This window comes from Pseudomonas sp. H3_E04, assembly GCF_054668915.1.
In genome coordinates, this window is record NZ_CP162797.1 from 4,484,232 (window position 1) to 4,510,131 (window position 25,900).

At 60.5% G+C, this 25,900-nt stretch carries 26 protein-coding genes; 8 read left to right on the plus strand and 18 right to left on the minus strand.

The genetic code is table 11. From position 1 onward, the window contains the following. Positions 1 to 7: 7 nt before the first annotated feature. Together AB4N53_RS20325 and AB4N53_RS20330 are read right to left on the minus strand one after the other, a co-directional pair. Positions 8 to 601 (minus strand): hypothetical protein, encoded by a 594-nt coding sequence (locus AB4N53_RS20325; protein ID WP_460122637.1) that lies wholly within the window; start codon positions 599 to 601, stop codon positions 8 to 10. Further along, positions 567 to 1,307: an SURF1 family protein gene (locus AB4N53_RS20330; RefSeq protein WP_460122639.1), complete on the minus strand. Its 741-nt coding sequence runs from the start codon at positions 1,305 to 1,307 to the stop codon at positions 567 to 569. The genes AB4N53_RS20325 and AB4N53_RS20330 overlap by 35 nt, the downstream gene beginning before the upstream one ends. A 70-nt stretch (positions 1,308 to 1,377) precedes the next feature. Here AB4N53_RS20330 and AB4N53_RS20335 point away from each other — a divergent pair, with 70 nt between their 5' ends. Then, the gene (locus tag AB4N53_RS20335; RefSeq protein WP_024015001.1) at positions 1,378 to 1,581 is read left to right on the plus strand and encodes a twin transmembrane helix small protein; all 204 of its coding nucleotides are present in this window, start codon (positions 1,378 to 1,380) and stop codon (positions 1,579 to 1,581) included. An 83-nt stretch (positions 1,582 to 1,664) separates the two neighbouring features. Here the strand turns inward: AB4N53_RS20335 and AB4N53_RS20340 are convergent, their stop codons facing one another. The 4 genes from AB4N53_RS20340 to coxB form a co-directional block, all read right to left on the minus strand. Continuing rightward, the gene (locus AB4N53_RS20340; RefSeq protein ID WP_460122641.1) at positions 1,665 to 2,552 is read right to left on the minus strand and encodes a cytochrome c oxidase subunit 3; all 888 of its coding nucleotides are present in this window, start codon (positions 2,550 to 2,552) and stop codon (positions 1,665 to 1,667) included. Between the two features lie 25 nt (positions 2,553 to 2,577). Beyond that, positions 2,578 to 3,129: a cytochrome c oxidase assembly protein gene (locus tag AB4N53_RS20345; protein ID WP_460122642.1), complete on the minus strand. Its 552-nt coding sequence runs from the start codon at positions 3,127 to 3,129 to the stop codon at positions 2,578 to 2,580. 126 nt (positions 3,130 to 3,255) lie between these two features. Beyond that, a complete protein-coding gene (ctaD, locus tag AB4N53_RS20350; protein ID WP_016772327.1) occupies positions 3,256 to 4,842 on the minus strand; it encodes a cytochrome c oxidase subunit I in 1,587 nt (528 codons plus the stop codon). An 82-nt stretch (positions 4,843 to 4,924) separates the two neighbouring features. Continuing rightward, on the minus strand, positions 4,925 to 6,052 hold the full coding sequence (gene coxB, locus AB4N53_RS20355) for a cytochrome c oxidase subunit II (RefSeq protein ID WP_460122644.1): 1,128 nt from the start codon (positions 6,050 to 6,052) through the stop codon (positions 4,925 to 4,927). Between the two features lie 369 nt (positions 6,053 to 6,421). On the opposite strand from coxB, the gene AB4N53_RS20360 reads away from it, so the two are divergent. After that, positions 6,422 to 7,072, plus strand: a complete 651-nt coding sequence (locus AB4N53_RS20360) for a hypothetical protein (protein WP_042609002.1) — start codon at positions 6,422 to 6,424, stop codon at positions 7,070 to 7,072. Positions 7,073 to 7,197: 125 nt separating this feature from the next. On the opposite strand, the gene AB4N53_RS20365 is transcribed toward AB4N53_RS20360, so the two are convergent. From AB4N53_RS20365 to AB4N53_RS20390, 6 genes are all read right to left on the minus strand, one after another. Beyond that, complete coding sequence (locus AB4N53_RS20365; RefSeq protein WP_056791263.1) at positions 7,198 to 8,724, minus strand: SulP family inorganic anion transporter; 1,527 nt, start codon at positions 8,722 to 8,724, stop codon at positions 7,198 to 7,200. A gap of 90 nt (positions 8,725 to 8,814) precedes the next feature. Then, positions 8,815 to 9,543: a carbonic anhydrase gene (locus tag AB4N53_RS20370; RefSeq protein ID WP_016772323.1), complete on the minus strand. Its 729-nt coding sequence runs from the start codon at positions 9,541 to 9,543 to the stop codon at positions 8,815 to 8,817. Positions 9,544 to 9,780: 237 nt separating this feature from the next. Continuing rightward, positions 9,781 to 10,839 carry a PA0069 family radical SAM protein gene (locus AB4N53_RS20375; protein ID WP_460122647.1) on the minus strand — a complete coding sequence of 353 codons (1,059 nt, stop codon included), beginning with the start codon at positions 10,837 to 10,839 and terminating at the stop codon, positions 9,781 to 9,783. A 74-nt stretch (positions 10,840 to 10,913) separates the two neighbouring features. Beyond that, positions 10,914 to 12,215, minus strand: a complete 1,302-nt coding sequence (locus tag AB4N53_RS20380; RefSeq protein ID WP_460122649.1) for a c-type cytochrome — start codon at positions 12,213 to 12,215, stop codon at positions 10,914 to 10,916. Between the two features lie 12 nt (positions 12,216 to 12,227). Beyond that, the gene (locus AB4N53_RS20385) at positions 12,228 to 14,012 is read right to left on the minus strand and encodes a GMC family oxidoreductase (protein ID WP_460122651.1); all 1,785 of its coding nucleotides are present in this window, start codon (positions 14,010 to 14,012) and stop codon (positions 12,228 to 12,230) included. A gap of 2 nt (positions 14,013 to 14,014) precedes the next feature. Further along, entirely contained in the window at positions 14,015 to 14,761 is a 747-nt protein-coding gene (locus AB4N53_RS20390; protein WP_460122653.1) for a gluconate 2-dehydrogenase subunit 3 family protein, read from the minus strand. A gap of 279 nt (positions 14,762 to 15,040) precedes the next feature. Between AB4N53_RS20390 and AB4N53_RS20395 the strand changes: the two genes are divergently transcribed. After that, positions 15,041 to 15,688: a phosphatase domain-containing protein gene (locus AB4N53_RS20395; protein ID WP_460122655.1), complete on the plus strand. Its 648-nt coding sequence runs from the start codon at positions 15,041 to 15,043 to the stop codon at positions 15,686 to 15,688. 4 nt (positions 15,689 to 15,692) lie between these two features. Here AB4N53_RS20395 and AB4N53_RS20400 read toward each other — a convergent pair whose 3' ends face one another. The 3 genes from AB4N53_RS20400 to prlC all read right to left on the minus strand — a co-directional run bounded on the left by AB4N53_RS20400 (position 15,693) and on the right by prlC (position 20,172). Then, positions 15,693 to 17,720, minus strand: coding sequence for a M3 family metallopeptidase (locus AB4N53_RS20400; protein ID WP_460122657.1), 2,028 nt, complete (start codon positions 17,718 to 17,720; stop codon positions 15,693 to 15,695). Positions 17,721 to 17,833: 113 nt separating this feature from the next. Then, positions 17,834 to 18,124, minus strand: coding sequence for a YheV family putative zinc ribbon protein (locus AB4N53_RS20405; protein WP_016772316.1), 291 nt, complete (start codon positions 18,122 to 18,124; stop codon positions 17,834 to 17,836). Beyond that, complete coding sequence (gene prlC / locus AB4N53_RS20410; RefSeq protein ID WP_460122659.1) at positions 18,121 to 20,172, minus strand: oligopeptidase A; 2,052 nt, start codon at positions 20,170 to 20,172, stop codon at positions 18,121 to 18,123. Before prlC ends, AB4N53_RS20405 begins: the two co-directional genes overlap by 4 nt. Before the next feature lie 89 nt (positions 20,173 to 20,261). Between prlC and AB4N53_RS20415 the strand changes: the two genes are divergently transcribed. Then, positions 20,262 to 20,807 (plus strand): gamma carbonic anhydrase family protein, encoded by a 546-nt coding sequence (locus tag AB4N53_RS20415; protein ID WP_460122662.1) that lies wholly within the window; start codon positions 20,262 to 20,264, stop codon positions 20,805 to 20,807. 28 nt (positions 20,808 to 20,835) lie between these two features. Continuing rightward, positions 20,836 to 21,486, plus strand: a complete 651-nt coding sequence (locus AB4N53_RS20420) for an HAD family hydrolase (protein ID WP_460122664.1) — start codon at positions 20,836 to 20,838, stop codon at positions 21,484 to 21,486. A gap of 99 nt (positions 21,487 to 21,585) precedes the next feature. On the opposite strand, the gene AB4N53_RS20425 is transcribed toward AB4N53_RS20420, so the two are convergent. After that, positions 21,586 to 22,662, minus strand: coding sequence for an aminopeptidase (locus tag AB4N53_RS20425; protein WP_460122666.1), 1,077 nt, complete (start codon positions 22,660 to 22,662; stop codon positions 21,586 to 21,588). Between the two features lie 58 nt (positions 22,663 to 22,720). Here AB4N53_RS20425 and AB4N53_RS20430 point away from each other — a divergent pair, with 58 nt between their 5' ends. Together AB4N53_RS20430 and AB4N53_RS20435 are read left to right on the plus strand one after the other, a co-directional pair. Continuing rightward, a complete protein-coding gene (locus AB4N53_RS20430; RefSeq protein WP_016772311.1) occupies positions 22,721 to 23,143 on the plus strand; it encodes a PA0061/PA0062 family lipoprotein in 423 nt (140 codons plus the stop codon). A 40-nt stretch (positions 23,144 to 23,183) separates the two neighbouring features. After that, positions 23,184 to 23,603 carry a PA0061/PA0062 family lipoprotein gene (locus AB4N53_RS20435; protein WP_125917046.1) on the plus strand — a complete coding sequence of 140 codons (420 nt, stop codon included), beginning with the start codon at positions 23,184 to 23,186 and terminating at the stop codon, positions 23,601 to 23,603. A gap of 4 nt (positions 23,604 to 23,607) precedes the next feature. Here AB4N53_RS20435 and AB4N53_RS20440 read toward each other — a convergent pair whose 3' ends face one another. After that, the gene (locus AB4N53_RS20440) at positions 23,608 to 23,847 is read right to left on the minus strand and encodes a DUF1161 domain-containing protein (RefSeq protein ID WP_125917048.1); all 240 of its coding nucleotides are present in this window, start codon (positions 23,845 to 23,847) and stop codon (positions 23,608 to 23,610) included. Positions 23,848 to 24,087: 240 nt separating this feature from the next. Then, a complete protein-coding gene (locus AB4N53_RS20445) occupies positions 24,088 to 24,519 on the minus strand; it encodes an OsmC family protein (RefSeq protein ID WP_101159624.1) in 432 nt (143 codons plus the stop codon). A 240-nt stretch (positions 24,520 to 24,759) separates the two neighbouring features. Here AB4N53_RS20445 and AB4N53_RS20450 point away from each other — a divergent pair, with 240 nt between their 5' ends. Beyond that, positions 24,760 to 25,761 carry an LLM class flavin-dependent oxidoreductase gene (locus AB4N53_RS20450; RefSeq protein ID WP_460122670.1) on the plus strand — a complete coding sequence of 334 codons (1,002 nt, stop codon included), beginning with the start codon at positions 24,760 to 24,762 and terminating at the stop codon, positions 25,759 to 25,761. Positions 25,762 to 25,900 lie beyond the last annotated feature (139 nt).

Consider the following 25,900-nt stretch of genomic DNA (forward strand, 5'->3'; position numbering starts at 1 on the left):
GATGCCCTCATCCGATGTTCGACAGTTTCAGCAGATGCCGCAGGTCGTTGAGCAGATCCTTGCCCTTCACATTCGACTCGTAACGCAGCACCAGATTGCCGTGCGGGTCGACGATCCACAGCTGCGGCACGGCTTTGTCGCCGGTGGTCCTGGTGAACACGCCGGCATCCAGCGGATAGCGCTGCAGCTGCGGATATTCACGGTCGAGCTTGGCGGCGTAATCGGTGCTCAGTGGTTGCGCGGCGGCGAGGGCGTGGCTGGCGCGGCCGGCTTCGCGGCCGAGGCTGATCTGGATCTGCCGCGCCAGATAAACCAGTTGTTGGCAATCGACTGCGCAGTCCTTCGGCGCCGTGACCAGAATCTGCCAACGCTGCTCATCGGCCTGCACGCCGAGGTCGGCGCGGGTCTGGCCGTTGCCGATCAGATCGCCGTGATAGCTGCGTCCTTCCGGTACCCAGAACTGCAATTTGTACATGCCGGTAGCGAGCAACATCGGCCCGACCACGCCAAGCACGATCAGCAGCAGCTGAATGCGCCCACGCCGGCGGCTGGGAACGGGTTTGGCCTCAGACATGCTGGGTGGATTCATGGCGCTTCCCATGGCGTTTCTCCTTTGCGTTGTGCCAGCCGAAATAGAGGTAAAGACCGAGCAACGCCGTGGCCATGGCGAACCATTGCACGGCGTAGCCGAGGTGTTTTTCCGGCCCCATCGCGACTACCGGCCAATCGGTCTGATAGCTGACCGGGCCGGGTTCGGCGCGTAATTCGTAGGCGAAGCCGTCGCGCTCCAGGGTTCGCCACAATTTGCCCGGCTCGACGGCGGTGATGGTCTGCGGCCAGACACTGCTGACCGGATCGGCGTGCAACTGGAACGTTGCGCCGGGGGCGACGTAGACCCAGGCGTCGAGCGTCAGGGGCTCGGCGGGTGTGCGAAATTGCGGCGGCACGCGCCGGTCGGGCCATGGCAGCCAGCCGCGATTGACCAGCAGCCACAGACCGCTGCGTTGATCCTGAAACGGTTGCAACAATTCAACGCCGACCTTGCCGCCACGCTGGCGGTTGTCGAGCAACAGCGTGTGGGCCGGATCGAACTGGCCGTGCAGGCGCACGCGGCGGTAAGCCGGGTCGGCGTTGCCGAGCAACTCGCTGCTGGCCAGCGGTTCGGCCACCCGACGTTCAGCGTAACTGGCCAGCAGCGCGGTTTTCTCCGCGCCCCGGCCCAGTTGCCAGAAGCCCAGCGCAACCATCAGCGGCAGCAGCAGCGCCACCACAACAGTGGGTATCACGCCCGGACGAAAGCGCTTCATGGGCGCGCCATAAAGTCAGTCATCGCGATCGCTATACTCAAGTGCATCGCCTGTCCCCCGGAGTCTTGCCATGTTCAAAGCAGCGATCGTCCTGATGCTGATTGCCACGGTCGTCAGCCTGTTCAGCGGCCTGTTTTTCCTGGTCAAGGACGACAGCAGCTCCAATCGCCTTGTCATCGCCTTGAGTGTTCGGGTGGCACTGGCCGTAGTCACCGTCGGCCTGATGGCCTGGGGTTTCTACAGCGGCCAGTTGGTTTCCCACGTGCCGTGGTAGCTGCAAGCGTTGAGCTACAAGCTGCAAGTTAGAAGCCTTACCGCTTTTACTTGAAGCTTGCCGCTTGAAGCTTGCAGCTGCCGTCAAAGCACATAAACGAAGAAGAACAAACCGATCCAGACCACGTCGACGAAGTGCCAGTACCAGCTCGCCGCTTCGAAACCGAACTGGTGCTCGTTGTCGAAGTGGCCCTTCATGATCCGCATCAGCATCACGAACAGGATGATCGTGCCGATGGTTACGTGGGCGCCGTGGAATCCGGTGAGCATGAAGAATGTCGCGCCGTAGATGCCCGAACCGAGGGTCAGGCCCAGCTCTTTGTAGGCGTGGATGTACTCCTCGGCCTGGAAGCCGAGGAACGCGACACCCAGCAGTACGGTCATCGCCAGCCACAGTTTCAGCGCGCCGCGATGACCTTTCTTCAGCGCATGGTGGGCGATGGTGATGGTCACGCTGGAGCTGACCAGCAGAACCGTGTTGAGCAGCGGCAGGCCCCAAGGGCTGATGACGTCCTTGGGCGGCGGGAACAGTTTCGGATCAGGCGTGTGCAGCAGCGGCCAGACAAATTCGAAGTTTGGCCAGAGCATGTGCGCGATGCCTTTCGGCCCCTCACCGCCCAGCGCCGGCCCGGATACATGACGCACATAGAACAGCGCGCCGAAGAAGGCGACGAAGAACATCACTTCGGAAAAGATGAACCAGCTCATGCCCCAGCGGAACGAGCGGTCCAGCTGCGGGCTGTACAACCCCGCGCGACTCTCCTTGATCACCGCACCGAACCAGCCGAACAGCATGTACGCCAGCAGCAGGCCACCGACGAAAAAGATCAATGGGCCGTGGGAATCCGGGCGTGCTGCCTTGAGATCGTTGAACCAGGTAGCGAGGCCGTAGACGGTGACGAACATCCCGACCGTGGCGACGATCGGCCATTTGCTCTGGGCCGGGACGTAATAATGCTCATGAGTTGCCATTTATTGTTCTCCTTATCGGGCACGCTCAACCGCCGGTACTAACGGCCACCGGTGGATGTCGGGCGGTGATATCGAACAGCGTGTAGGACAGCGTCAGGTGCTTCACTTCCTTGGGCATGTCGCGGTCAACGATGAAACGCACCGGCATTTCGATCTGTTCACCGGGCTGCAGCACCTGCTGGGTAAAACAAAAGCATTCGGTCTTGTGGAAAAACGCCGCCGCGTTGCTCGGCGCGATGCTCGGCACCGCTTGCGCACTCATCGGTTTGTCGGTGGGGTTGCGCGCGATGAATACCATCTCGTTCACGGCACCGGGATTGGCGGTCATCTCGTCGTGTTTCGGGTAAAAGTCCCACGGCATGTCGGCGGTGTTGGTCGACAAGAACTGCACGCGCACCTGGCGCGAGGTGTCGACCACTTGCTCGCCCTCGTATTGCCCGCCGGTCTTGCCATTGATGCCGAAGGCTTTGCACATCACGTCATAGATCGGCACCAGGGCGAAGCCGAAGACAAACATCGCCACCACCACCAGCAGCAGGCGAGTGACGAGTTTCTTCAGCGAGATCGAGTCAGCCATGATTTTCAGCCTCTACACGAATCCCTGTGGGAGCGAGCCTGCTCGCGAAGCAGACGCTGCGGTGCGTCAGACACACCGCGTCAGCGTTCTTCGCGAGCAGGCGCGCTCCCACAAAGAACTCCATGTTCATTTCACTTCCGGCGGCGTGGTAAAGGTGTGATACGGCGCCGGCGACGGCACGCTCCACTCCAGCCCTTCGGCGCCATCCCACGGTTTCGCCGGGGCCGGTGCACCACCACGGATGGTCTTGATGACGATGAACAGGAAGAAGATCTGCGTGGCGCCGAACATGAACGCACCGATCGACGAGACCATGTTGAAGTCGGCGAACTGCAGGTTGTAGTCCGGAATCCGCCGTGGCATCCCCGCAAGACCCACGAAGTGCATCGGGAAGAAGGTCAGGTTCATGCCGACGAACGACAGCCAGAAGTGCAGCTTGCCGAGGGTTTCGTCGTACATGTGTCCGGTCCATTTCGGCAGCCAGTAATAGGCCGAGGCGAAGATGCCGAAGATCGCCCCCGGCACCAGCACATAGTGGAAGTGCGCGACCACGAAGTAGGTGTCCTGATACTGGAAGTCCGCCGGGGCGATCGCCAGCATCAGCCCGGAGAAACCGCCAATGGAGAACAGGATGACGAACGCCACGGCAAACAGCATCGGCGTCTCGAAGGTCATCGAGCCTTGCCACATGGTGCTCGCCCAGTTGAACACTTTCACACCCGTCGGCACGGCGATAAGCATGGTCGCGTACATGAAGAACAACTCGCCCACCAGCGGAATGCCGACCACGAACATGTGGTGCGCCCAGACGATGAACGACAGGAACGCGATACTCGCCGTGGCGTAGACCATCGAGGTGTAGCCGAACAGCGGCTTGCGCGCGAAGGTCGGAATGATCTGGCTGACCGCGCCGAACGCCGGCAGGATCATGATGTACACCTCCGGGTGGCCGAAGAACCAGAACACATGCTGGAACAGCACCGGGTCACCACCGCCGGCAGCACTGAAAAAACTGGTGCCGAAGTGAATGTCCATCAGCATCATCGTCACGCAGCCGGCGAGCACCGGCATCACCGCGATCAGCAGAAACGCGGTGATCAGCCAGGTCCAGACAAACAGCGGCATTTTCATCAGGGTCATGCCGGGCGCGCGCAGGTTGAGGATGGTCGCGACCACGTTGATCGCGCCCATGATCGAACTGATCCCCATCAAGTGAATGGCGAAGATGAAGAACGTCACGCTTTCCGGCGCGTAGGTGGTCGACAGCGGCGCGTAAAAGGTCCAGCCGAAATTCGGCCCGCCACCCGGCGTGAACAGCGTCGACACCAGCAGCAGAAACGCCGCCGGCAACAGCCAGAAACTGAAGTTGTTCATCCGGGGCAGGGCCATGTCCGGCGCGCCGACCATCAGCGGAATCATCCAGTTGGCGAGGCCGACGAACGCCGGCATCACCGCGCCGAACACCATCACCAGACCGTGCATGGTGGTCATCTGGTTGAAGAATTCCGGCTGCACGATCTGCAGGCCGGGCTGGAACAGCTCGGCGCGAATGACCATGGCGAACGAGCCGCCGAGCAGGAACATGCAGAAGGCAAACCACAGGTACAGCGTGCCGATGTCCTTGTGGTTGGTGGTCAGCACCCAGCGCATCAGGCCTTTGGCGGGGCCGTGGGCGTGGTCGGCGTGACCGTGGTCATCGATGACAGCGCTCATGGCCGGTCTCCTTCACGAAAGTGGACGGGGCAGGTCGGGGCACGCTGCCCCGACCGGTTCACTGAGGACGTAATTGACCGGCTCATTTGCTTTCCGCCTGTTTCAGCTCCAGCACTTCTTTTGGCGTGACCATGTCGCCCTTGTTGTTGCCCCAGGCGTTACGTTCGTAAGTCACGACCGCTGCGATATCGACTTCCGACAGCTGCTTGCCGAACGCCGCCATGGCGGTGCCGGGTTTGCCGTGGAAGACAATGCTCAGGTGATCCTTGATCGGCCCGGTGGCGATTTTCGAGCCCTTGAGCGCCGGGAACATCGGCGGCAGGCCCTGGCCTTCGGCCTGGTGACAGGCCACGCAAGTGGTGTGGTAAACCTTGTCGCCGCGCTCCTTGAGCTCGTCGAGGGTCCATTCCTTGCTGGTCAGTTCTTTGAGCTGCGCGGCCTCGGCCTTGCGCTCGGCGAGCCATGTTTCGTAGTCGGCCTTCTCCTTGACCTCGACCACGATCGGCATGAAACCGTGGTCCTTGCCGCACAATTCGGCGCACTGGCCGCGATAGAGGCCGGGTTTGTCGATACGCGTCCAGGCTTCGTTGACGAATCCGGGAATCGCATCGCGCTTGACCGCAAATGCCGGCACCCACCAGGAGTGAATGACGTCGGCCGAGGTCACCAGAAAGCGCACCTTGGCGCCGATCGGCAGCACCAGCGGCTTGTCGACTTCGAGCAGGTAGTGCTCGCCCTTGGCTTGCTGGTTGTGGATCTGCTCGGCGGGGGTGGCCAGGTTGCTGAAGAACTCGACGTCCTGGCCCAGGTATTTGTAATGCCACTTCCACTGATAGCCGGTGATCTGGATATCGATGTCCGGCTCGCTGGTGTCGTACATCTTGATCAGCGTCGCGGTGGCGGGGACGGCCATGGCCACCAGGATCAGCAGCGGCACGATGGTCCACATGATCTCGACGCCGGTGCTTTCGTGGAATTTCGCGGCGACCTGGCCGGTGGAGCGGCGGTGCACCATCATCGACCAGAACATGGCGCCGAAGACGATGATCCCGATCACCACACAGATCCAGAAGATGGTCATGTGCAGGTCGAATACTGCGTGACTGATTTCAGTCGCTCCAGGCGCCATATTCACAGTCCAGGCTGCATGGGCCTGGCTGAAAATCGACCACAACAGGAGGCCCATCCAGACATGTGGATGTCGCATCATTGCGGGTTCCCCTTATCGTTCTTGTTATCCCGCCGGCGTATCGCCTGCGGCAAGGGAGCGGCTGCATCAGACTACGAACTTGAATCGCCGGGCCTTGCTGCGGGTGCAGTCGGGCGTCATCAGCTAACTCCATTCATTGGCGAGTATAGACAGCGCCCGGGAAATGCAACCCGGCCACGTAAATGAGCTGAAACACCCGGAGCTTGCGTTCAAGTGCCCGAATGGAGAAGGATGCAGACGAGTGGTGGCGAATGGATATAACGCAGCTGCATCAAGGATGAAATAATTATGACAAATGCGTCTTAGCGTTTTTCGTAAGCCAGCTAAGTTATGTCTTCCTATTTCATTGCCTTGTTTCCTGGAGTTTTCATGAACACCGCCGCATTGCGCGAGCAGATCCAAAAAGCCCAACAGCACGAAAAGGACACCGGCCTGCTGACCCGTCAGCTGGAAAGCAAGCTGCCTCACCTGCACCCGGCGATCCAGTTGCCGGAAGCCGACGCCCAGGGCGTGCTGACGCGTTTCGTCGCCGCCTACATCGATGAAGTACCTGACCTGCTGGATGCAGCCAATGAAGTCGCCAGGGAAGCCGGCATCGAATCACAGATCAAACCGGTGCTGAAAATCGCCGAGCAGTATTTCCTCCAGCCGCCGGCGATCATGGCCGGGCACGTCGGCCTGGACAGCCTCCTCGACGAAGCCTATCTGGCGCACCGTTTTGTCGAAGAGGTCAACGACCTGTACATCAAGCATTTCGGCCAGCCACTGATCCCCTTGGACATGACGGTCGCCAACCTGATCGCTCACCAATTGATCGGTGAGGAATTCGCCAACCAACTGGACGAAGCGGTGCATCACGCCATCGACGAGATGCTCAACGACGAGAGTTTTGCTTTGGAGTCGGTCGAAGCCTATCGCGAAAAACTCAGCAGTCCGGATACCGGCGCCGCTTGGAAACGCTGGCCGTGCATGAGCCGCCGCTTGGGTGTGGGGCTTGAGCTGGATCAGCCTGCTGCCTGAGTCATACACAATCCAATGTAGGAGCTGCCGCAGGCTGCGATCTTTTGATCTTGTTTTTTAACAATCAAGATCAAAAGATCGCAGCCTGCGGCAGCTCCTACAGGGGTCGAGTTCAACCCGAAGATTTAACCCGCCGCACCAATCCCGGTATTGGTCCGCACCCGGCCTTCCAGCCTGCGCTTCAACCCACGCGATTCGATCAACAGCTTCGATCCCTTCGCCGCATTCGCCCGGCCCCATTCCTCAAGCAACTCGAGACACGAATGGTCGATGTAGCTCAGGTTGTTGAGCGGCACATGCACCGTTGTGCCGTGAGGAATGCTGCCCAGCACCTGGGTCAATGCCGGTACTTTGAGGAACGTCGCCGCGCCGACCAGACGCAATTCCATCTCGCCGTCCTGCGGCAGGTCGATCAGGCTGATCTTCAGGCGCGAAGCCTTGAACGCCAGCTTCAGCATCGTCAGACCGAAGCCGATCAGCACACCGGTGAGCAGGTCAGTAAAAATGATCGCCAGCGCCGTCGCGGCGTAGGTGAACATCGGCATCCGCCCGTACCGACCCAGACCACGGAAAGCTTTCAGGTCGACCAGTTTGAAGCCGGTATACACCAGCACACCCGCCAGACTCGCCACCGGAATGCTTTGCAGCACGCTCGACAGCAACAGCACGAATGCCAGCAGCCACAGGCCATGGAAAATCGTCGAGTAGCGTGTGGTCGCACCGGCCTGAACGTTGGCCGAACTGCGTACGATCACCCCGGTCATCGGCAGCGCGCCGACCAGGCCGCAGAGCATGTTGCCGACACCTTGTGCCGACAGCTCACGGTCGAAGTCCGAACGCACGCCGCTGTGCATGCGGTCCACCGCTGCCGCCGACAACAGGGTTTCGGCACTGGCGATAAACGCCACGGCGAACGCGGCGATCAGCAGCGTCGGGTCGGCCAGGCTCATCAGGTCGGCCGGCTTGAGCCAATCGATCGCCTCCGCCAGATTCGCCGGTACCTCGACGCGTTTGACCTGCAACGCCAGCATCAGGCTCGCCACCGTCGCCAGACCCACACCGAGCAATGCGCCGGGAATGAAGCGCAGCGAATGCGGGCGGAATTTTTCCCACAGCCACATCACCGCAATCGTCGACAAGCCGAGCAGACCCGCCTGCCAGCCGAACGATGGCAAGGCTTGCGCTACGGCCGCCGGGAACGCCGTGAGGTTGTCGAGCCCGGAAGGCTGCGGCTTGGCATCGAGCATCACATGGATTTGCGAGAGCACAATCAACACGCCAATGCCCGCGAGCATGCCGTAGACCACCGCAGGCGCCGTGACCCGAAACCAGCAACCAAGCTTCAGGCGCCCGGCGACCAGTTGCAGAAAGCCGGCGAGCAGCAGGATCGGCCCGAGCATCTCGATGCCATGCTGGCGCACCAGCTCGAAAACCAGCACCGCCAGACCCGCCGCTGGACCGCTGACCTGCAACGGCGAACCCGCCAGCCAACCGACCACCAGACCGCCGATGATGCCGGTGATCAGACCTTTTGCCGGCGGCAGCCCTGAGGCAATCGCGATGCCCATGCACAGCGGCAGGGCGACCAGAAACACAACCACGGAGGCGAGCAGCTCCCGTGGCAACACAGCTTTCAATTGAGCCGCACGCATGGCGATTCTCCCGAAGTTTTCTTCAGGCGTGGCGAGGCCGGGCCGCTGAATCAGCGGCCGGCGTCATACCACACAGATTGTTGGGAAGATTTAGAAGCGCGCTTTGGGCGTCGCCACAGGAATCGGATGGCTGCCGTCGAGAGGCAGGAAACGACCCTGGTCCGCGTCGTAAGCTTTGATTTCGCTGGTTTCGATGTTGTAGACCCAGCCATGGATGAACAGATGACCGTTCGCCATGCGCGAGGCTACCGAAGGATGGGTACGCAAGTGCTGCAGTTGGGCGATGACGTTTTCCTCGGTGAGGATCGGCATGCTGTCTTTTTCGTCGGTGCAGTTGCAGTTGTCGTGCACCATGGTTTTCGCGACTTCAGCGTGGCGCAGCCAGGCTTTGACCGTCGGCATTTTTTCCAGGCTGTCGGGGTTGAGTACCGCACGCATGGCGCCGCAATCGGAGTGGCCGCAAATGATGATGTGCTGCACGCCCAGCGCCAGTACCGCGTATTCGATCGCGGTGGAGACGCCGCCGTTCATCTGACCGTAGGGCGGCACTACGTTGCCGACGTTACGGGTAACGAACAGATCGCCCGGTGAGCTCTGGGTGATCAGCTCGGGAACGATGCGCGAGTCGGCGCAGGTGATGAACATCGCCTTGGGCGCCTGAGCGGTGGCGAGCTTCTTGAACAGTTCTTCCTGCTGCGGAAAAACGTCATGGTGAAAGCGTAAAAAGCCATCAACGATCTGTCGCAGTGCTGCATCGGCGGATTGTGCTTCAGGGCTTTGCGCCGAGGCAGCCAACGACTGTTTATCCTTGTCACTCATGATTCATCCTCTTGTGCGGATTCAGGGAGTCTTCCCCGGTATTCCGGTATGAAGCCAGTGGCTGTTTAAACCATCCGGGTCATCCCGACCCGTCAGTCACTCGATGAACAAGGTAGCCGCCGAAACTTAACTGAAACTGAATCAAACGCTCTAGAACGTGTGTTCCAGGTCACAAAAAACGTGACCGGCGTGTTTCGGCGGAAGGATTCCAACCCGTCAACCCAAAGCCAATTGTCGCTAAATCAACGACATCTGGCGACCCGGCGGACAGAAGGCCGTGCAGTCGAGGTTATAGCCCTCGCGTTTGTTCAGGCCAAGCTTTTTGATGGCCTTGGCAAATCTTTGTGCGAGCAGGTCGGCAAACGGCCCTTCACCGCGCATCCGCGCGCCGAATCGGCTGTCGTAGAGTTCGCCGCCGCGACTCTGGCGGATCAGGCTCAGCACATGGGCGGCACGTTGCGGATAGTGCGCCTGCAACCACTCCTCGAACAGCGGCGCAACTTCCAGCGGCAGGCGCAGCATCATGTAGGCAGCGCTTTGCGCACCGGCAGCATGGGCCTCGGTGAGCAGACTTTCGATTTCGCTGTCATTGATCATTGGAATCATCGGCGAACACAGCACGCCGACCGGAATCCCGGCTTCGCGCATCACCCGGATCGCGCGCAGGCGTGCCTTGGGCGCAGCGGCGCGTGGTTCAAGGATGCGTTTGAGTTCATCATCCAGCGTGGTCAGGCTGATCATCACCGCCACCAGCCGTTGCTGCGCCAGCTCCGTGAGCAAATCGAGATCGCGCAGAATCAGCGAACCTTTGGTGACGATGGTCACCGGGTGGCGATAGCGCAGCAGCACTTCCAGGGTCTGTCGGGTGATTTTGTATTCGCGCTCGATGGGCTGATACGGGTCGGTATTGGAGCCGAGATTGATCGGCGCACATTGATAGCCGGGTTTGCTCAGCTGTTCCTCGAGGACCTGGGCGGCATTGGTTTTGGCAATCAGCCGGGTTTCGAAATCGAGGCCCGGTGACATGTCCCAATAGGCGTGGCTGGGCCGTGCATAGCAATAGATGCAGCCGTGTTCGCAGCCGCGATAGGGATTTACCGAACGGTCGAAGGGCAGATCCGGCGAGGTGTTGCGGCTGATGATCGATTTGGCCTTCTCGATAATCACTTCGGTGTTTTGCGTCTCTGGCACTTCCTGATACCAGCCATCGTCCTCGGCCACCGAACGACTCGGCGCAAAACGGTTGTGCGGGTTGGTTGCGGTGCCGCGACCGCGAGGTGGCAATGGAGTAGACATGAAAACGCCCCGATACTGTATATGCGCACAGTATCGGGGCGATCCTCATCTGGCTAGTGCCGTCGGGCGAGTGGTCAGTTGTGTTGCGTCACTTGGCCCAGATCGTCACCGGAGGTCTGCTTCATATCCTCTGTACGCAACTCTGCAACATCGGCAGCTTTCACTGGCGCACCCTTGTTGCCCCAGCTGCCACGAATGAAACTCACCACATCCGCCACTTCCTGATCCGACAGGCGCCAGGCGAAACCGGGCATGGTGAAGGTCGATGGCGCGGTGTGCGTTGCCGGCAAAGTCCCGCCCTTGAGCACGATATGAATCAGCGAGGTCGGATCGTCGGTTTGCAGCACCGGATTGCCCGCCAGTGCCGGGAACACCCGGGTGTAGCCATGGCCATCGGTGCGGTGGCAGGCCGCGCAGTTGTCGATGTACACCGACGCGCCGCGTTGGCTGTCGTCACCGTTCCACAGCGCTGTGGCCACTTTCTCGTCGTACTGATGCGGCTGATCCGCCGGGTCATTGGCCGGTAGCGATTTGAGATAGCGGGCAATCGCGGTGAGGTCGGCATCGCTCATGTACTGCATGCTGTGAGTCACCACATCACTCATACCGCCGAATACTGCGCTGCGATCGCTGCGCCCGGTCTTGAGAAACTGCACCAATTGTTCTTCGCTCCAGCTGCCGAGGCCATCCTTGTGATCGCCGCGCAGGCTCTTGGCGATCCAGCCTTCGAGCGGCGCACTGCCAGCAAGGAATTCGCTGCCGTCCGCCGCGCTCAGGGCTTTTTCCTGCATGGTCAGCGCGCGCGGGGTGTGACAGGCGCCGCAGTGCCCGAGGCCTTCGACCAGATATGCCCCGCGATCGATTACCGGATCGGCCGACGTGGCCTGGTAATCCTCGACCTTCGGCGCAAACAGCCAGCGCCAGCCCATCAGCGGCCAGCGCATGCTCAACGGCCACGGGATGTCGCTGGCCTTGTTCTCCTGCGCCACCGGTTCGACGCCGTGCATGAAATACGCGTACAGCGCTTGCATGTCGGCCTCGGTTACCCGCGCATAAGACGGATACGGCATCGCCGGGTACAAGGTGCTGCCGTTTTTGGCCACACCGTGGCGCACGGCCTGATCGAAGTCCTCGAAGCTGTAATCGCCCAGACCGGTCTTGTCCGGGGTGATGTTGGTCGAGTAGATCGTGCCGATCGGCGTTTCCATCGGCAGGCCGCCGGCGAACGGCTTGCCGTCCTTGGCCGTGTGGCAGGCCACGCAGTCACCGGCGCGGGCGAGGTATTCGCCTTGTTTGATCAGCTTCTGATCAACGTCGGCCGCATAAACTGCCGTGCTTCCGAGCAGCGCGAGGGTGGCGATAACGAAAGTTTTCATGGTCATCGCTCCTTAAGCCTGCACCAGCGGGCCGGGGTTTTTCAGGTATTGCTCGCGGATCGCTTTTGCCGACCAGTAGGTCAGCGCCGCCACCAGCCCGGTCGGGTTGTAGCCCAGGCCCTGCGGGAACGCCGAGGCGCCCGGGACGAATACGTTGTGCACGTCCCAGCTCTGCAAATAGCGGTTCAGGGCGCTGGTCTTCGGATCGGTGCCCATGATCGCGCCACCGTTGAGGTGGGTAGTCTGGTACGAGGCGGTGTTGAAGTGGTCGCCGACTTGCTTGCCGATCACTGCAATGGCTTTCGGGCCCATGGCTTGGGCGATCTTGCCCATCTTCTCGACCATGAAGCGGTTCATCTTGATGTCGTTTTCCTGCCAGTCGAAGGTCATGCGCAGCAGCGGCAAACCGTAGGCGTCGCGGTACACCGGATCGAGATCGAGATAGTTGCCACGGTAGGACTGATGCGCGCCGTGGGCGTCCATTGACACCTGGTGGGTGTAGTAATCGGCGGTCGCGCGTTTCCACGCGCTGCCCCAGGCCGGTGTGCCCGGCGGGTTCGAGGTGCCGGCAATCGGTCGACTGCCGGCCTGGTTGACCCACATCGGCGAGCCGCCGACGAAGCCGTGCGGGCCATGATCGAAGTTGTCGGCGTTGAAGTCGTCCACCGCCACGCCATTGCCGCCAGCGCCAATGAAGTTGTTGGTGTGGGTGTCCTTGTCGAAGAACGCCTTGATGGTGGCCATGTTCTGGTAAGCGAAGTTACGCCCGACCACGCCTTCGCCGCTGATCGGGTCGTAGGGTTTGCCGATTCCGGAAAGCAGCATCAGACGCACGTTGTGCAACTGAAAGGCGCCGAGAATCACCAGGTCCGCCGGCTGCTCGATCTCGCGGCCCTGGCCATCGACGTAGGTGACGCCGGTCGCTTTGGACTTGCTGCTGTCGAGGTTGACCCGCAGCACATGGGAGTTGGGCCGCAGTTCGAAATTCGGCAGAGGCTTGAGCGCCGGCAGAATGTTCACGTTCGGCGAAGCCTTGGAATACATGTAGCAAACGTAGCCGCTGCAGAATCCGCAAAAGTTGCATGGCCCCATTTGTGCGCCGTAGGGATTGGTGTATGGCCCGGAGGTATTGGCGGAAGGCAGGTTGTAGGGTTTGTAACCGACTTCTGTAGCCGCCTTGCCGAACAGCTGTGCGGACACGGTGTTTTTCTGCGCTTGAAGCGGAAACGGATTGGAGCGATCCGCCGCATAGGGGTTGCCGCCCTTGCCCTGACCGACCAATTGGCCTTTCACCGTCCACGCCTGGCCGGAGGTGCCGAAGACTTTTTCCGCGAAGTCGAAAAACGGTTCCAGCTCTTCATAGCTGACGCCGAAGTCCTGGATAGTCATGTCCTTGGGGATGAAGCTTTTACCGTAGCGTTCTTCGTAATGGCTGCGCATGCGCAACTCGATCGGGTCGACGCGAAAGTGCACGCCCGACCAGTGCAGACCGGCACCGCCGACGCCATTGCCCGGCAGGAACGCGCCCAACTGGCGGTTGGGCAGGGCGATGTCGTTGACGCTGTGGCGAATGGTCACCGTTTCTTTGGAGATGTCCTGAAAGAGCTTTTTCCGCACGCTGTAGGTGAGTTCGTCGATCACCTGCGGATAGTTGCCGTCGGGGTAGGTGTCCTGCATCGGCCCGCGCTCCAGCGCCAGCACGTTCAGACCCGCCTCGGTGAGCTCCTTGGCCATGATCGCGCCAGTCCAGCCGAAACCGACGATGACTGCATCAACCTTCTTCATTACCGTTGCCATGCTTACGCCCTCTCGCCGCGAATCGATACTGCCGGGAAGGGGTATTGCTCGTTGCGTTCCACCCAATCCATGAAATCGGCGCGGGCGCCGGGGAAACCGATCATGGTCCAGCCGACCATGCCTTTGTTGCCACCGTGGATCGGGTCGCAGAAGAAACCTTCCTTGGTGTTTTGCAGCAGCAGATTGAAGAAGATCTTCGCTGGCACCGCGTCGAACTGCGGTTTGCCGGCTTCAAGTTGCTTGAGCAAATCGTCTCGGGTAGCGCTGTCTTGCTCGGCAAATGTTTTACCGCTCAGACCTTTTACCCACTGATCCGTGGCAGCGATGCCGAGGCGGTAGATTTCTTTGGGCACCAATTTGCTCTGCCAGCCCATTTCCGGAGCAGCGTCGGCATTGAACGGGCCTTGCATGTACCAGAGGGCGCCGGCGGCATACGGGGTGTTCATCTGTCGGTCGATGTATTCCGGCACGCCGGCTTCGAGGGCGCCGGGGCCTTGCGCATCGTTGGGGATCAACTGCGCGACGGCGGCGTTGATGAACGCCCATTCTTCGGCGGTAAAAAAGCTCGGCTGATAATCACCGGCGCCAGCAGCGGCCGGTTTTGCTGCGGCAGGCGCCGGTGTGCTTTCAGGTGCGGCTTGCAGCACGCTGCTGCCCAGGCCGGTACCGGCAAGCGTGACCACCGGAATCAGGGTCAGGGATTTGCGCAAGAACTCACGGCGCGGGTTGTCTCGATCTTGATCAGACATGGGGGCACCTCATCAGGCATAGAAGTCAGCCGCTTCTGCGAGCAGCTCGAGGAATTTTGCGTTGCGATAACGAGTGTCTGTCCCGGCCAAGGGCGCCACGTCTGCAACATCATGTGACAAATGGTAGCAGGCTAAGCATCAAGAAAAACCGTTCGCGCGGAAAAAAGCCCGACGAGGCGCCGATTCACGTTTCTTTGACGGCCGGCTCACGGCGTGTTGACCGCTCAATAGCGAAGCTGCAATTCCTCCCATGAAGATTGCCGAAACGGTCAGCCCAGCATGTATCGAGTGCGCTTTTTTCCCGCGTTATGCTTTTCGCTTGTTGCCCTGTTGCATGGCATTGCGGCCCGGGCGGCCGACGCCGCGCCATCTCGCCCGGCGGATTGGGCGCAGCCGGTAGAAGCGCAGTTCAACCTGTTCCGCATGTCACCGACGCTGTATCGCAGCGCCTTGCCCAGCCGCAGCGCGGTGCCGCTGTTGAACGACCTACATGTCGTCACGGTGATCAACTTCCTGCCTGATGCTGACAGCGACTGGCTCTCTGTGCCGGGAATCAGGCAGGTGCAACTGCCGTATCGCACCAATCACGTCGACGACAGCGATGTGCTCAAGGCCCTGCGCGCGATTCAGTCCGCTGAAGCTGATGGCCCGGTGCTGATGCACTGCAAGCACGGATCTGACCGCACCGGACTGATGGCGGCGATGTACCGCGTGGTAGTGCAGGGCTGGAGCAAGGAGCAGGCGCTCAAGGAAATGACCGAGGGCGGCTTTGGTGACAGCCAGCATTTTCACGACAGCGTGCGTTATGTGATGCAAGTCGACGTCGACCGATTGCACGAGGCGCTGGTCAATGGCGAATGCAGCACCAGTGCCTTCGCCATGTGCTCGATGAAGAGTTGGTTCGACTCGGCGCACGTCCAGCGTTGACCGCTCAGTCTGGCAGCCCGGCGAAGAGCTCAGGGTTGATCGGCTGGCCGAGAAAGGCTTGCAGCGCTTCGGGCAGCGACTTCTTGTCACCCGAAAGCAGTGTTTCGCGCAGGTCGCGGCCGGTTTTCTCATTGAATACGCCTTCTCGTTCGAAGCGTTTGAATGCTTCGCTCGCCAGCACGCCTGACCACTTGTATGCGTACAGCGAAGCTTCGTAACCGGTCGCCAGATAGTCGCAGCTGTTGGCAAAGCGGCATTCTGCTGGCAACTGCAAGTGCGGGAACACGCCTTGAACCTCATCGAATACCTGCTGAACGCTGCGCCCGTCGCCCTGACTGCGGTGCAGCTCGAAATCCAGCAGCGCGCTCATCAGCAGCATTGCCGTGTCTCGACTGCGCTGAGCGCCGAGAGCAACCAGTGCACGGTTGATCTGCTCTTCGCCAAGACGCTCGCCGGTTTCGTGATGCGTGCCCAGCCAGCGCAAAAATTCCCCTGACCGCGCCCAGTGTTCGAAAAGTTGACCGGTAAATTCGGCCGCGTCGCGGCTCAGTTGCGATATGCCTGACAGGTTGTAATGGGGCGAGCGCGTCAGCACGTGATGCAGACAATGCCCGAACTCATGCAGAAGTACGCGCAGATCCTGGTGAGAAAGCAGATCAGGATGGCCGGCAGCGGCAGCGGTGAAATTACTTTGCAGCGAGGCTATCGGCAGTACCGGCCGGCCTTCGGCAGTGATGCGTCGATTGCGCAGCACACCGGTCCAGGCGTAATCGCTGCCGGTTTCACGATGGAATGGGTCGATGTAGATAAAGCCGATCGGCTGTCCATGCTCACTGACCTCGAATAGTCGAACCTGGTCATCGAAGCGTTCGCCCTGCGGGTCCTCCACAATGGTGATGCCAAACAGATGCTCGCCGAACCGGCACAGGCTGCGCAGAGTGGCATTGAGCGGAAAATACTGGCGCAGGTCACTCAGCGCCTCGTCCAGTTGCTGCAGGCGCAACTGTTCCGCGAGGAAGTCCTGATCCCACGCCTGCAGCTGCTCGATGCCCCGCTGGCGAGCGAAGACTTGCAGCTCTGCGGTGTCGCGCGCCAGTTGCGCGGCATTGAGCGCGATCTGCCGATGCAGGAAACGGCTGACCTGATCGGTATGCGTGGCCATGCGGTTGTGCAGGCGCAATTGGGCGAAATCGTCGAAACCCAGTAACTTCGCCTTCGCATGGCGAGCGATCAACAGCCTGGCCAGTACTGGCTCATTGTCGAAGCGCCCGGCCGTGGGCCCCTGATCCGAGGCACGGGTGTAGTAAGCCTTGAAGTACTCCTCGCGCAATGCGCGGTTTTGTGCGCGGGTCATGATCTGTTCGAAAGTGTGCTGATTCAGCGTAAGTCGCCAGCCGGACAGCCCAGCCTGTTTAGCGTTGGCAGCCAGATGCGCTTGCACATCGGGTGTCAGCCCTTCCAGCACGGTCTGATCATCGATGTGCTTGTACCAGGCGGAGTTGGCTGCGGCGAGGTTGGCCAGGAAGCGCTTTTCCTGCAGGTCGATGTCCTCGTTCAACTGTGCCAGCTGTGTTCGCTGCGCTGCCGGCAACTCAGTGCCGGCCAGACGAAATCTGCGCAGGATCTTCGCCAGCGCGGTTTTGCGTGAATCATTGAAACTCGGGGCAATCGAGCTCTTTGCCAGCCGCTGATAGGTTTGGAGCAACGCCCGATGACTGCTCCTCGTTGCGCTGAAGCGTTCTGCGGTATTGCCGCTCAGTGCGCTCTGCAATAACCAGTCGGCATCGTCGGAGTGGATCACTGTCAGGAACTCGATGATCGCCATGGTTTCCGCCAGGCGCGCGTCGGCTTCATCAATGGCAATCACCACGTCGTCCCAATTGGGATGATCGACCTGAGTGGCGATGACGTTGTCGATAATCAGCAGGTTGTCGGCAACGATGTGCTCGACCGCCGGCAGCAAATGCTCGGCGCGTACTGCCGACCAGGGCGGCAGCTGCCAGTGTTGCAGGAGGGGATTGGTGTCAGGCATGGCGTCTTCCATGAGAGAGGGCTGGATTGGCCAGCCTAATCAGGAAGCGCAGGGGCGCGGTGGTAGATAGTTACCGCCGCCTGCCGACGGTCATCGGCAGGCGGCGGTAATTGTCACTGCTGCTCGTCGGGCTTTTTCTTCAACTTGGGGTTGGGGAAGAACTGCACGGCCTGAACCTTTTTATCGGCGGCAGGCTTCAGCGCGCTGGTGTTCACCCGCGTGCCAAGCTCTTTGGGCACCGACAGGCCCTGCTCGTTGAGGGTGTCGGAGTAACCGCAGGCCACGCATTCGCGGTGTGGCACGCCGTCCTCGTTCCACATCATCAGTTTGTCCGGCTCGCTGCACGCCGGGCAGACCGCCCCGGCGATAAAGCGCTTCTTGGTGATCACAGGGCCGTCGCTCATGCTGCCGCGTCCTCACTCAGGCCGCTGTGGCGCAACAGCGCATCGATCGAAGGCTCACGGCCACGGAAGTCGACGAACAGCACCATTGGTGCCTGCGAGCCGCCGCGCGCCAGAATCGCTTCGCGGAACGCCCGACCGGTGTCAGCGTTGAGCACACCGTCTTCCTCGAATTTCGAGAAGGCATCGGCGGACAACACTTCGGCCCACTTGTAGCTGTAGTAACCCGCCGCGTAACCACCAGCGAAGATGTGCGCAAAGCTGTTGGGGAAACGGTTGTAAGCCGGAGGACGCATCACCGACACCTCGTCACGCACGCCCTCGAGCACTTGCGCCACGCTGCGGCCATCGCCGTGGGTGGCGTGCAGTTCGAAGTCGAAGAGCGAAAACTCCAGCTGACGCACCATCATCAGGCCGGACTGGAAGTTCTTCGCCGCGAGCATTTTTTCCAGCAGGTCCTGCGGCAGTGGCTCACCGGTCTCGTAGTGGCCGGAGATCAGCGCCAGGCCTTCCGGCTCCCAGCACCAGTTTTCCATGAACTGGCTCGGCAGCTCGACCGCGTCCCAAGCCACGCCATTGATGCCGGATACGCCAGCGTGTTCGACGCGGGTCAGCAGGTGATGCAGGCCGTGGCCGAACTCGTGGAACAGTGTGGTCACTTCATCGTGGGTCAGCAGCGCCGGTTTGCCGCTGTCGGCCGGGGTGAAGTTGCACACCAGATTGGCCACCGGGCTTTGCAACACACCGTCGACGGTGCGACGACGGTCGCGGGCGCCGTCCATCCAGGCGCCGCCACGCTTGTTGGCGCGGGCATACAGGTCGAAGAAGAAGCGGCCGACGTGCTGGCCGTTTTCCTTGATATCGAACAGGCGTACGTCCGGATGCCAAGTGTCGAAGCCTTTCTGCTCGGCGATCTCGATGCCGTACAAACGCTGGACGATGGCGAACAGACCGCTCAGGACTTTATCGATCGGGAAGTAGGCACGCAGGGTTTCCTGAGCGACGCTGTAGCGCTGCTCGCGAAGTTTTTCACCGTAGAAACCGCTGTCCCAGCTTTGCAGGTCGGCGCAGCTCTGTTCGGCGGCGTAAGCGCGCAGCTGTTGCAGATCCTGCGCGGCGAAAGGCTTGCTGCGCTGGGCCAGATCGCGCAGAAAGCTCAGCACCTGATCGCTGGATTCGGCCATTTTCGTCGCCAGGCTCAGCTCGGCAAAACTGGCGAAGCCCAACAGTTGGGCCAGTTCCTGACGTAGATCGAGGATCTCCTCCATCACCGGGCCGTTGTCGTTCTGACCGGCATTCGGGCCTTGATCCGAGGCGCGGGTGCAGTAGGCGGCGTAGACTTCTTCACGCAGCGCGCGGTCTTGCGCGTAGGTCATCACCGCGTAATAGCTGGGAAATTCCAGTGTGATCAGCCAGCCGTCGAGGCCTTTGGCCTGGGCGGCGGCAGCCATTTGCGCCTTGGCCGAATCGGTCAGGCCGGCGAGGGCGGCTTCGTCGGTGACGTGCTTGGTCCAGGCCTGCGTAGCGTCGAGCAATTGGTTGGAGAAGCGGCTGCCCAGCTCGGACAGTTTGCTCTGCACTTCGGCGTAACGTTTCTGCTCGGCTTCCGGCAGATCGATACCCGACAGACGGAAATCGCGCAGGGCATGTTCCAGAATGGTTTTTTGCGCGACGTCGAAATTGGCAGCTTCCGGACTGTTGGCCAACGCTTCATACGCCTGGAACAGCTCGCGGTTCTGGCCCATCTCGGTGGAGTAGGCGCTCAGCGCTGGCAGGCACGACTCGTAGGCTTCACGCAATTCAGCGCTGTTGCACACGGCGTTAAGATGGCTGACCGGGCTCCATGCCGCACCGAGACGATCGTTGAGTTCGTCCATCGCCAGCACCAGACCGGCCCAGGTCGGGTTCTTGCCCTGGGTCTCGAGAATTTCGACGATGGCGGCGCGGTTGTCCGCGAGGATGGTTTCGATGGCGGGCAGGACGTGTTCGGCACGGATCGTGGAGAACGGCGGCAGGTCGTAGGACTGCAAAAGAGGGTTGTTCACGCTCACGGTTGGCACCTTGGCTGGAAGAAACATGCGCCCATCTTAATTACAATCGACACTCACCGCAGCTATCGGCGACAGAGAGAGAACTAATCGTGTCCCTTCGCAAATATCAGAATCACACCCCCCGCTTGAGCAACGGCGCATTCGTCGACGGTTCGGCGGTGGTGATCGGCGACGTCGAAATTGGCGCAGACAGCTCGGTCTGGCCGCTGACGGTGATCCGTGGCGACATGCACCGCATCCGCATCGGGGCGCGCACCAGCGTGCAGGACGGCTGCGTGCTGCACATCACCCACGCCGGCCCGTTCAACCCGGCCGGTTTTCCACTGCTGATCGGCGATGACGTGACCATCGCCCACAAGGTCATGCTGCACGGCTGCACCGTTGGCAATCGCGTGTTGATCGGCATGGGCAGCATTGTCATGGATGGCGCGGTGGTCGAGGACGACGTGATCATTGGCGCTGGCAGTCTGGTACCGCCGGGCAAGCGTCTGCAGAGCGGCTTTCTGTATGTCGGCAGCCCGGTCAAGCAAGTTCGCCCGCTGACCGATAAGGAAAACGCCTTCTTTACTTACAGCGCGGCGAACTACGTCAAGCTCAAGGACCTGCATCTGGCCGAAGGCTACGACCAGCTCTGAATTGCCCTACACCAGCTCAGGAATTTCCATGCATTACCAGACCGTACTGTTCGACCTCGATGGCACCCTGACCGATCCGCGTGAGGGCATCACTCGCTCCATCCAGTTTGCCTTGGCCAATCTCGGCATCGACGAACCGGACCTGAGCAAACTGGAACACTTCATCGGCCCGCCGTTGTTGCAAGCGTTCATGCAGTTTTACGACTTCGACGAGGCCAGGGCCTGGGAAGCGGTGAATTTCTATCGCGAGCGCTTCAAGGTCACCGGCCTCTACGAAAACCGAGTGTTCGACGGGGTTACGCCGTTGCTGGAAACTTTGAGCGGGCAGGGACGGCAGTTGTACATCGCCACCTCCAAACCGTGGGTGTTTGCCCGCGAGATCGCCCGCCACTTCGACTTCGCCCGCCACTTCAAAGTGATCTACGGCAGCGAACTGGATGGCACGCGGACCAACAAGGTTGAGCTGATTGCGCACCTGCTTGAGGAAGAACGCCTGGACCCGGCGCAGACACTGATGATCGGTGACCGCAAGCATGACCTGATCGGCGCGCGCAGCAATGGTCTCGATGCAGCGGCGGTGGGCTATGGGTTTGGCAGCTTCGAGGAGTTGAACGCGGAGGCGCCGGCGTATCACTTCGAGACGCTGGATGCGTTGCATCAGGCGTTTTTGCAGAGCTGATGAAATAGCCTTCGCGAGCAGGCTCGCTCCCACAGAGGCACCGCGATCCAATGTGGGAGCGAGCCTGCTCGCGAAAGGGCCGTTATGCCCCCGAGTTCCTTAGGACTGGGCCAGCGCTTTTAGCCTCGCCTTACGCTCATCAACCGGCAACCGTCCCAACCGCTCAACCTCGGCATAAAACCTCAGCCAATCCCCATCTACTTGCCTGAACACCGCCGCAAACGCCGGCACCCACTGGTCATACAGCCCGAACGGCAACAACCGCGCATTGTTCAGCGGCGCGTTGACCCAGGCGTCATAGCGCTTGTCTCCGGCCCACTGACCGTCGCGCATGACCCGATACTCCCGGCGCAAGCGCTCGAATTCCGCCGCTTTGCGCTCTCGCATCTGCTCCGCGGACAGCGGCTGCGCATAGAGCTTTTCCAGTCGTGAACGCGTGTCGAGTACCAGTTTGATGAACTGGTCACGCTGCTTGAGTTTCGCGCCTGACTCCGCCGGAAGCCCGCGAAACGCCCGCCACTGCCGCGTCCCTTCCTGCTCGACGAAGGTAGCGAAAGACTCGTTGAACTCGGTGTCGTCTTTTACATAAAAGCGCTGGTGCGCCAGTTCATGAAATATCAGCGTGGCCAGTCGTTCATCGCCCCAGCCCATCATCGAGTTGAGGATCGGATCATTGAACCAGCCAAGCGTCGAGTACGCCTCGACCCCGCCGATCGATACGTCCATGCCCTGCAATCGCTGAATCGCCGCTTCGCCACGGGCGGCGCTCTGGCTGTAGTAGCCGCGATAGGCCACGCAGCCGGCAATCGGGAAGCAGTGATTCTGCGGCGTGAGAGAAAATTCGGCGGTGGCGAACACATTCCACACCACGAACGGTCGGCCGATGTCGGCGTAGAGACGATAGCTTTGGTTGTCCGGCAGATGCAGGTGCTCGCTGGCGAACGTGCGAGCCTTCTGCGATTGAGCCAAATGCGTGCGCAATCTGGCGTCGCGGTTCGGGTCGGCAATGACTTTCTCCACCGGTTCCCGCGCGCGCAGCAATTGCAATTGTCCGCTGGCCAGCTGGCTGTAGTAGCTGACGCTGGCGCAACCGTTGAGCAACAAAAACAACACACCCGGAAACAAAATCGGAAAAACGCGATCAAGTAACCCAAGGCTTGAAGACGGCCTGATCAAAATAAGAAATTCCCCGGAAAGTCTGCCCCAAGACTATCCCGCCTCAAGGAGCACCGCTATGCGCATGTTGATGCTGACAGGAGGCCTGCTGACGCTGGCCGGTTGTGCCGGATTCGGAATGCCCGACCCCGACCCTTCGCAAGCCTGGATCGATCTTGACGCTCGCCAACACGACACGGCGCTGCAAGCCGTACAAGTCGATGCCACACAGGCTGTCGACAAACGTTATTTCGAAGTGCAGCCCGGCAGCCATGAGCTGAAGGTGCGCTATCAATTTCCGGTCGAAGCCACAAACATCGGCCCGACTGCCGAACCGCTGTGGCGCGATTGCCAGTTGAGCGTGAAATTCAAGGACTTCAACGCCGGCCAGCGCTATCAGCTGCAGGCTGGCAGCATCGGCTTCCGGCCTTGGGCCAAGCTTTATGACGAACAGCGCAAGGTTGTCGGTCAGGGCACACCGGCGGGCTGTCAGAGCAGTTGATCGGCGCTATGCTGGCTGTTCAAACCTGCGGATATCCATCATGCGCACCTTGCTGCTGTTGCTCGTTGTCGGTCTCGTCGCCGGATGCCAGACGCCATTGCCACCGGTTGATCCGCACATGGCTTGGGTCGACTTCTCTACGCCAAGCCCCGGCGGCAAGTTGCTGATGGCCGAGCGTCTCGACAACCAGCGCTTGAACGACGGGCGGTTCTTCCAGGTGACGCCCGGCAGCCACGAGCTGCGGGTGCGTTTCGACTTCGAAGTGTTTGGCGGCGGTGGCAGTCTGCTCACCGGCCCGGTCGAGCGTTTGTGTTATCTGACGATCCGTTATGACCACTTCGAGGCCGGCCAGCGTTATCTGCTGGAAGGCCGCTCGCTGGCGTTCACACCGAGCGCGCGTTTGTACAATGCCAAGCGCGAGATCGTTGCTGAAGACCGCGAGTTCCACTGCATCATCTAGCGCTTCAGCTGTCGTTTTTCTGGTAGATGATCCGTTTGGTGCCGTTCTCGCAAGAACCGACGATCATGGCCGAGTCATGCTGCTTCGCCTCTTCTGCCGTGATGATTTCCAGGGTGTAGGAGGGAATTGCCTTCGCCTGAATCTTGATCTCGATTTCCTTTCTGAGCTCTTCGCAGTCCTTGGGGGCTGCGAAAGCGGACGTGGCCAGTGCACTGCAAAGGATCGCCAAGCCAATACGTTTCATCGATGAAGCTCCTTGAGGCAGCGCGCACAGGCGTGCGCTGAAGCTGCTGTGGATTATTCGACCACATTTTTACAGAGCGGGTTCTGACTTTGCTCACACCTTGTATTGATTGCCGGTTGCTGAGTTGAATCCGAGGCCGCCTTCGCGAGCAGGCTCGCTCACACACTGGATCTGCGTCGTGCACAAATCCCTTGTGGGAGCGAGCCTGCTCGCGAAAGCGTCAGCCCGGCAAACGCCGAATCAGCTGACCAGCGAAGCCTCGAGGGTGATCTTCGCATTTAGGACCTTGGAAACCGGGCACCCCTCCTTGGCCTTGTTGCTCAACTCTTCAAACTGCTGCTGAGTTGCGCCCGGGATCTTCGCCTTGAGAATCAGCTTCACAGCAGTGATCGCGAAGCCGCCCTCAACCTGATCGAGGGTGACTTCAGCGTTGGTGTCGATGCTGTCTGCCTTCAGGCCGGCGTCGCCGAGAATCATCGAAAACGCCATGGAGAAGCACCCGGCGTGGGCCGCGCCGATCAGTTCTTCCGGGTTGGTGCCTTTGCCGCCTTCAAAGCGCGCCTTGAAGCCGTACGGCGCTTCGCGCAGTACGCCGGTTTCGGTGGAGATCGAGCCGAGACCGGTTTTCAGGTCGCCTTCCCAATGCGCCGATGCCTTTTTCACGATAGCCATGTCTGCCTCCTCAAATGTGGCGCGGAACGCCGCGCCGTCGCGGTTTTTACTAGCAAGGCTTCTGAGGATAGACGGCGGAACAAAGTTCAGCCTGGCTGAATCGTTGACTTTTTTAGTAGGAAATTTCGTCGCTGCTATTGAATCTCGGGTATATGCCCTCATTCCATAAAACACGCTTATGGATTTGGCAGGTTTTCGTTCGCAAGAAAAACCTGCCTCCCCACCCGGAGATGCAGGTTCATGAAAAAACTGTCCGACGTTAAATTTTCCACCCTCGACCTGGTGCCGGTGCGCGAAAACGGCAGCGCGGCGCAATCGCTGCGCAATTCGCTGGACTTGGCGCAGCATGCCGAGAAGTTTGGCTACACGCGCTTCTGGGTCGCCGAGCATCACAATATGGACGGCATCGCCAGTTCTGCTACATCAGTCTTGCTCGGCTATCTGGCTGGTGGCACTTCGACGATCCGTGTCGGTTCCGGTGGGGTGATGCTGCCCAACCATGCGCCGCTGGTGATTGCCGAGCAGTTCGGCACCCTCGAGAGTCTTTATCCGGGGCGAATCGACCTGGGTCTGGGCCGCGCCCCCGGCTCTGACCAGATGACCGCCCGCGCCTTGCGTCGTGAGCGCTCTGGCAGTGCTGACGATTTTCCCGAAGACGTCGCCGAACTGATGCGCTACCTCGGCCCGCGCACCCCGGAGCAACGGGTGATCGCCATGCCCGGCACAGGCACCAACGTGCCGATCTGGCTGCTCGGCTCAAGCCTGTTCAGTGCGCAATTGGCGGGTGAGCGCGGCTTGCCTTACGCCTTCGCCTCGCACTTCGCGCCGCGCTTCATGCACGAGGCGATCCGCATCTACCGCAACCACTTCAAACCGTCGGCGGTGCTCGACAAGCCGTACGTGATGCTCGGCGTGCCGCTGGTGGCAGCGGATACCGATGAGCAAGCCGATTACTTGGCGACGTCGGTGTACCAGCGCATTCTTGCGTTGATGCGTGGCCAGAGCCTAGTGCAGCGTCTGCCGGTGAAAACCATGGACGGTCTGTGGCTGCCCCATGAACGTGAAGCGGTGGGCGATTTCCTCGGCCTCGCCATGGTCGGCGGCCCGCAGAAGATCCGCGCCAGGCTTGAAGTGCTCATTGAGCAGACCCAGGCGGACGAGCTGATTTTCACCAGTGATCTTTACGAACACGCCGATCGCATCCATTCCTACGAACTGCTGGCCCAAGTCATGAAGGGATAACGCGAACCCTGTAGGAGCTGTCGAGTGCAACGAGGCTGCGATCTTCGGATTGTGATTTGAAATCAATATCCAAAGATCGCAGCGTGGCGCATCTCCCACACTCGGAATCATCGCCCATAAAAAAGCCGACGCATCGACG

Excerpts from the sequence above, each read along its gene's own strand:
- AB4N53_RS20445 (WP_101159624.1), bottom strand. The coding sequence starts at position 24,519 with ATGGCTATCGTGAAAAAGGCATCGGCGCATTGGGAAGGCGACCTGAAA.
- AB4N53_RS20330 (WP_460122639.1), bottom strand. The coding sequence starts at position 1,307 with ATGAAGCGCTTTCGTCCGGGCGTGATACCCACTGTTGTGGTGGCGCTG.
- AB4N53_RS20430 (WP_016772311.1), top strand. The coding sequence starts at position 22,721 with ATGCGCATGTTGATGCTGACAGGAGGCCTGCTGACGCTGGCCGGTTGT.
- AB4N53_RS20450 (WP_460122670.1), top strand. The coding sequence starts at position 24,760 with ATGAAAAAACTGTCCGACGTTAAATTTTCCACCCTCGACCTGGTGCCG.
- AB4N53_RS20405 (WP_016772316.1), bottom strand. The coding sequence starts at position 18,124 with ATGAGCGACGGCCCTGTGATCACCAAGAAGCGCTTTATCGCCGGGGCG.
- AB4N53_RS20395 (WP_460122655.1), top strand. The coding sequence starts at position 15,041 with ATGTATCGAGTGCGCTTTTTTCCCGCGTTATGCTTTTCGCTTGTTGCC.
- AB4N53_RS20325 (WP_460122637.1), bottom strand. The coding sequence starts at position 601 with ATGGGAAGCGCCATGAATCCACCCAGCATGTCTGAGGCCAAACCCGTT.
- AB4N53_RS20375 (WP_460122647.1), bottom strand. The coding sequence starts at position 10,839 with ATGTCTACTCCATTGCCACCTCGCGGTCGCGGCACCGCAACCAACCCG.
- ctaD (WP_016772327.1), bottom strand. The coding sequence starts at position 4,842 with ATGAGCGCTGTCATCGATGACCACGGTCACGCCGACCACGCCCACGGC.
- AB4N53_RS20400 (WP_460122657.1), bottom strand. The coding sequence starts at position 17,720 with ATGCCTGACACCAATCCCCTCCTGCAACACTGGCAGCTGCCGCCCTGG.
- AB4N53_RS20365 (WP_056791263.1), bottom strand. The coding sequence starts at position 8,724 with ATGCGTGCGGCTCAATTGAAAGCTGTGTTGCCACGGGAGCTGCTCGCC.
- AB4N53_RS20420 (WP_460122664.1), top strand. The coding sequence starts at position 20,836 with ATGCATTACCAGACCGTACTGTTCGACCTCGATGGCACCCTGACCGAT.
- coxB (WP_460122644.1), bottom strand. The coding sequence starts at position 6,052 with ATGATGCGACATCCACATGTCTGGATGGGCCTCCTGTTGTGGTCGATT.
- AB4N53_RS20340 (WP_460122641.1), bottom strand. The coding sequence starts at position 2,552 with ATGGCAACTCATGAGCATTATTACGTCCCGGCCCAGAGCAAATGGCCG.
- AB4N53_RS20440 (WP_125917048.1), bottom strand. The coding sequence starts at position 23,847 with ATGAAACGTATTGGCTTGGCGATCCTTTGCAGTGCACTGGCCACGTCC.
- AB4N53_RS20435 (WP_125917046.1), top strand. The coding sequence starts at position 23,184 with ATGCGCACCTTGCTGCTGTTGCTCGTTGTCGGTCTCGTCGCCGGATGC.
- AB4N53_RS20345 (WP_460122642.1), bottom strand. The coding sequence starts at position 3,129 with ATGGCTGACTCGATCTCGCTGAAGAAACTCGTCACTCGCCTGCTGCTG.
- AB4N53_RS20370 (WP_016772323.1), bottom strand. The coding sequence starts at position 9,543 with ATGAGTGACAAGGATAAACAGTCGTTGGCTGCCTCGGCGCAAAGCCCT.
- AB4N53_RS20390 (WP_460122653.1), bottom strand. The coding sequence starts at position 14,761 with ATGTCTGATCAAGATCGAGACAACCCGCGCCGTGAGTTCTTGCGCAAA.
- AB4N53_RS20360 (WP_042609002.1), top strand. The coding sequence starts at position 6,422 with ATGAACACCGCCGCATTGCGCGAGCAGATCCAAAAAGCCCAACAGCAC.
- AB4N53_RS20335 (WP_024015001.1), top strand. The coding sequence starts at position 1,378 with ATGTTCAAAGCAGCGATCGTCCTGATGCTGATTGCCACGGTCGTCAGC.
- AB4N53_RS20385 (WP_460122651.1), bottom strand. The coding sequence starts at position 14,012 with ATGGCAACGGTAATGAAGAAGGTTGATGCAGTCATCGTCGGTTTCGGC.
- AB4N53_RS20380 (WP_460122649.1), bottom strand. The coding sequence starts at position 12,215 with ATGAAAACTTTCGTTATCGCCACCCTCGCGCTGCTCGGAAGCACGGCA.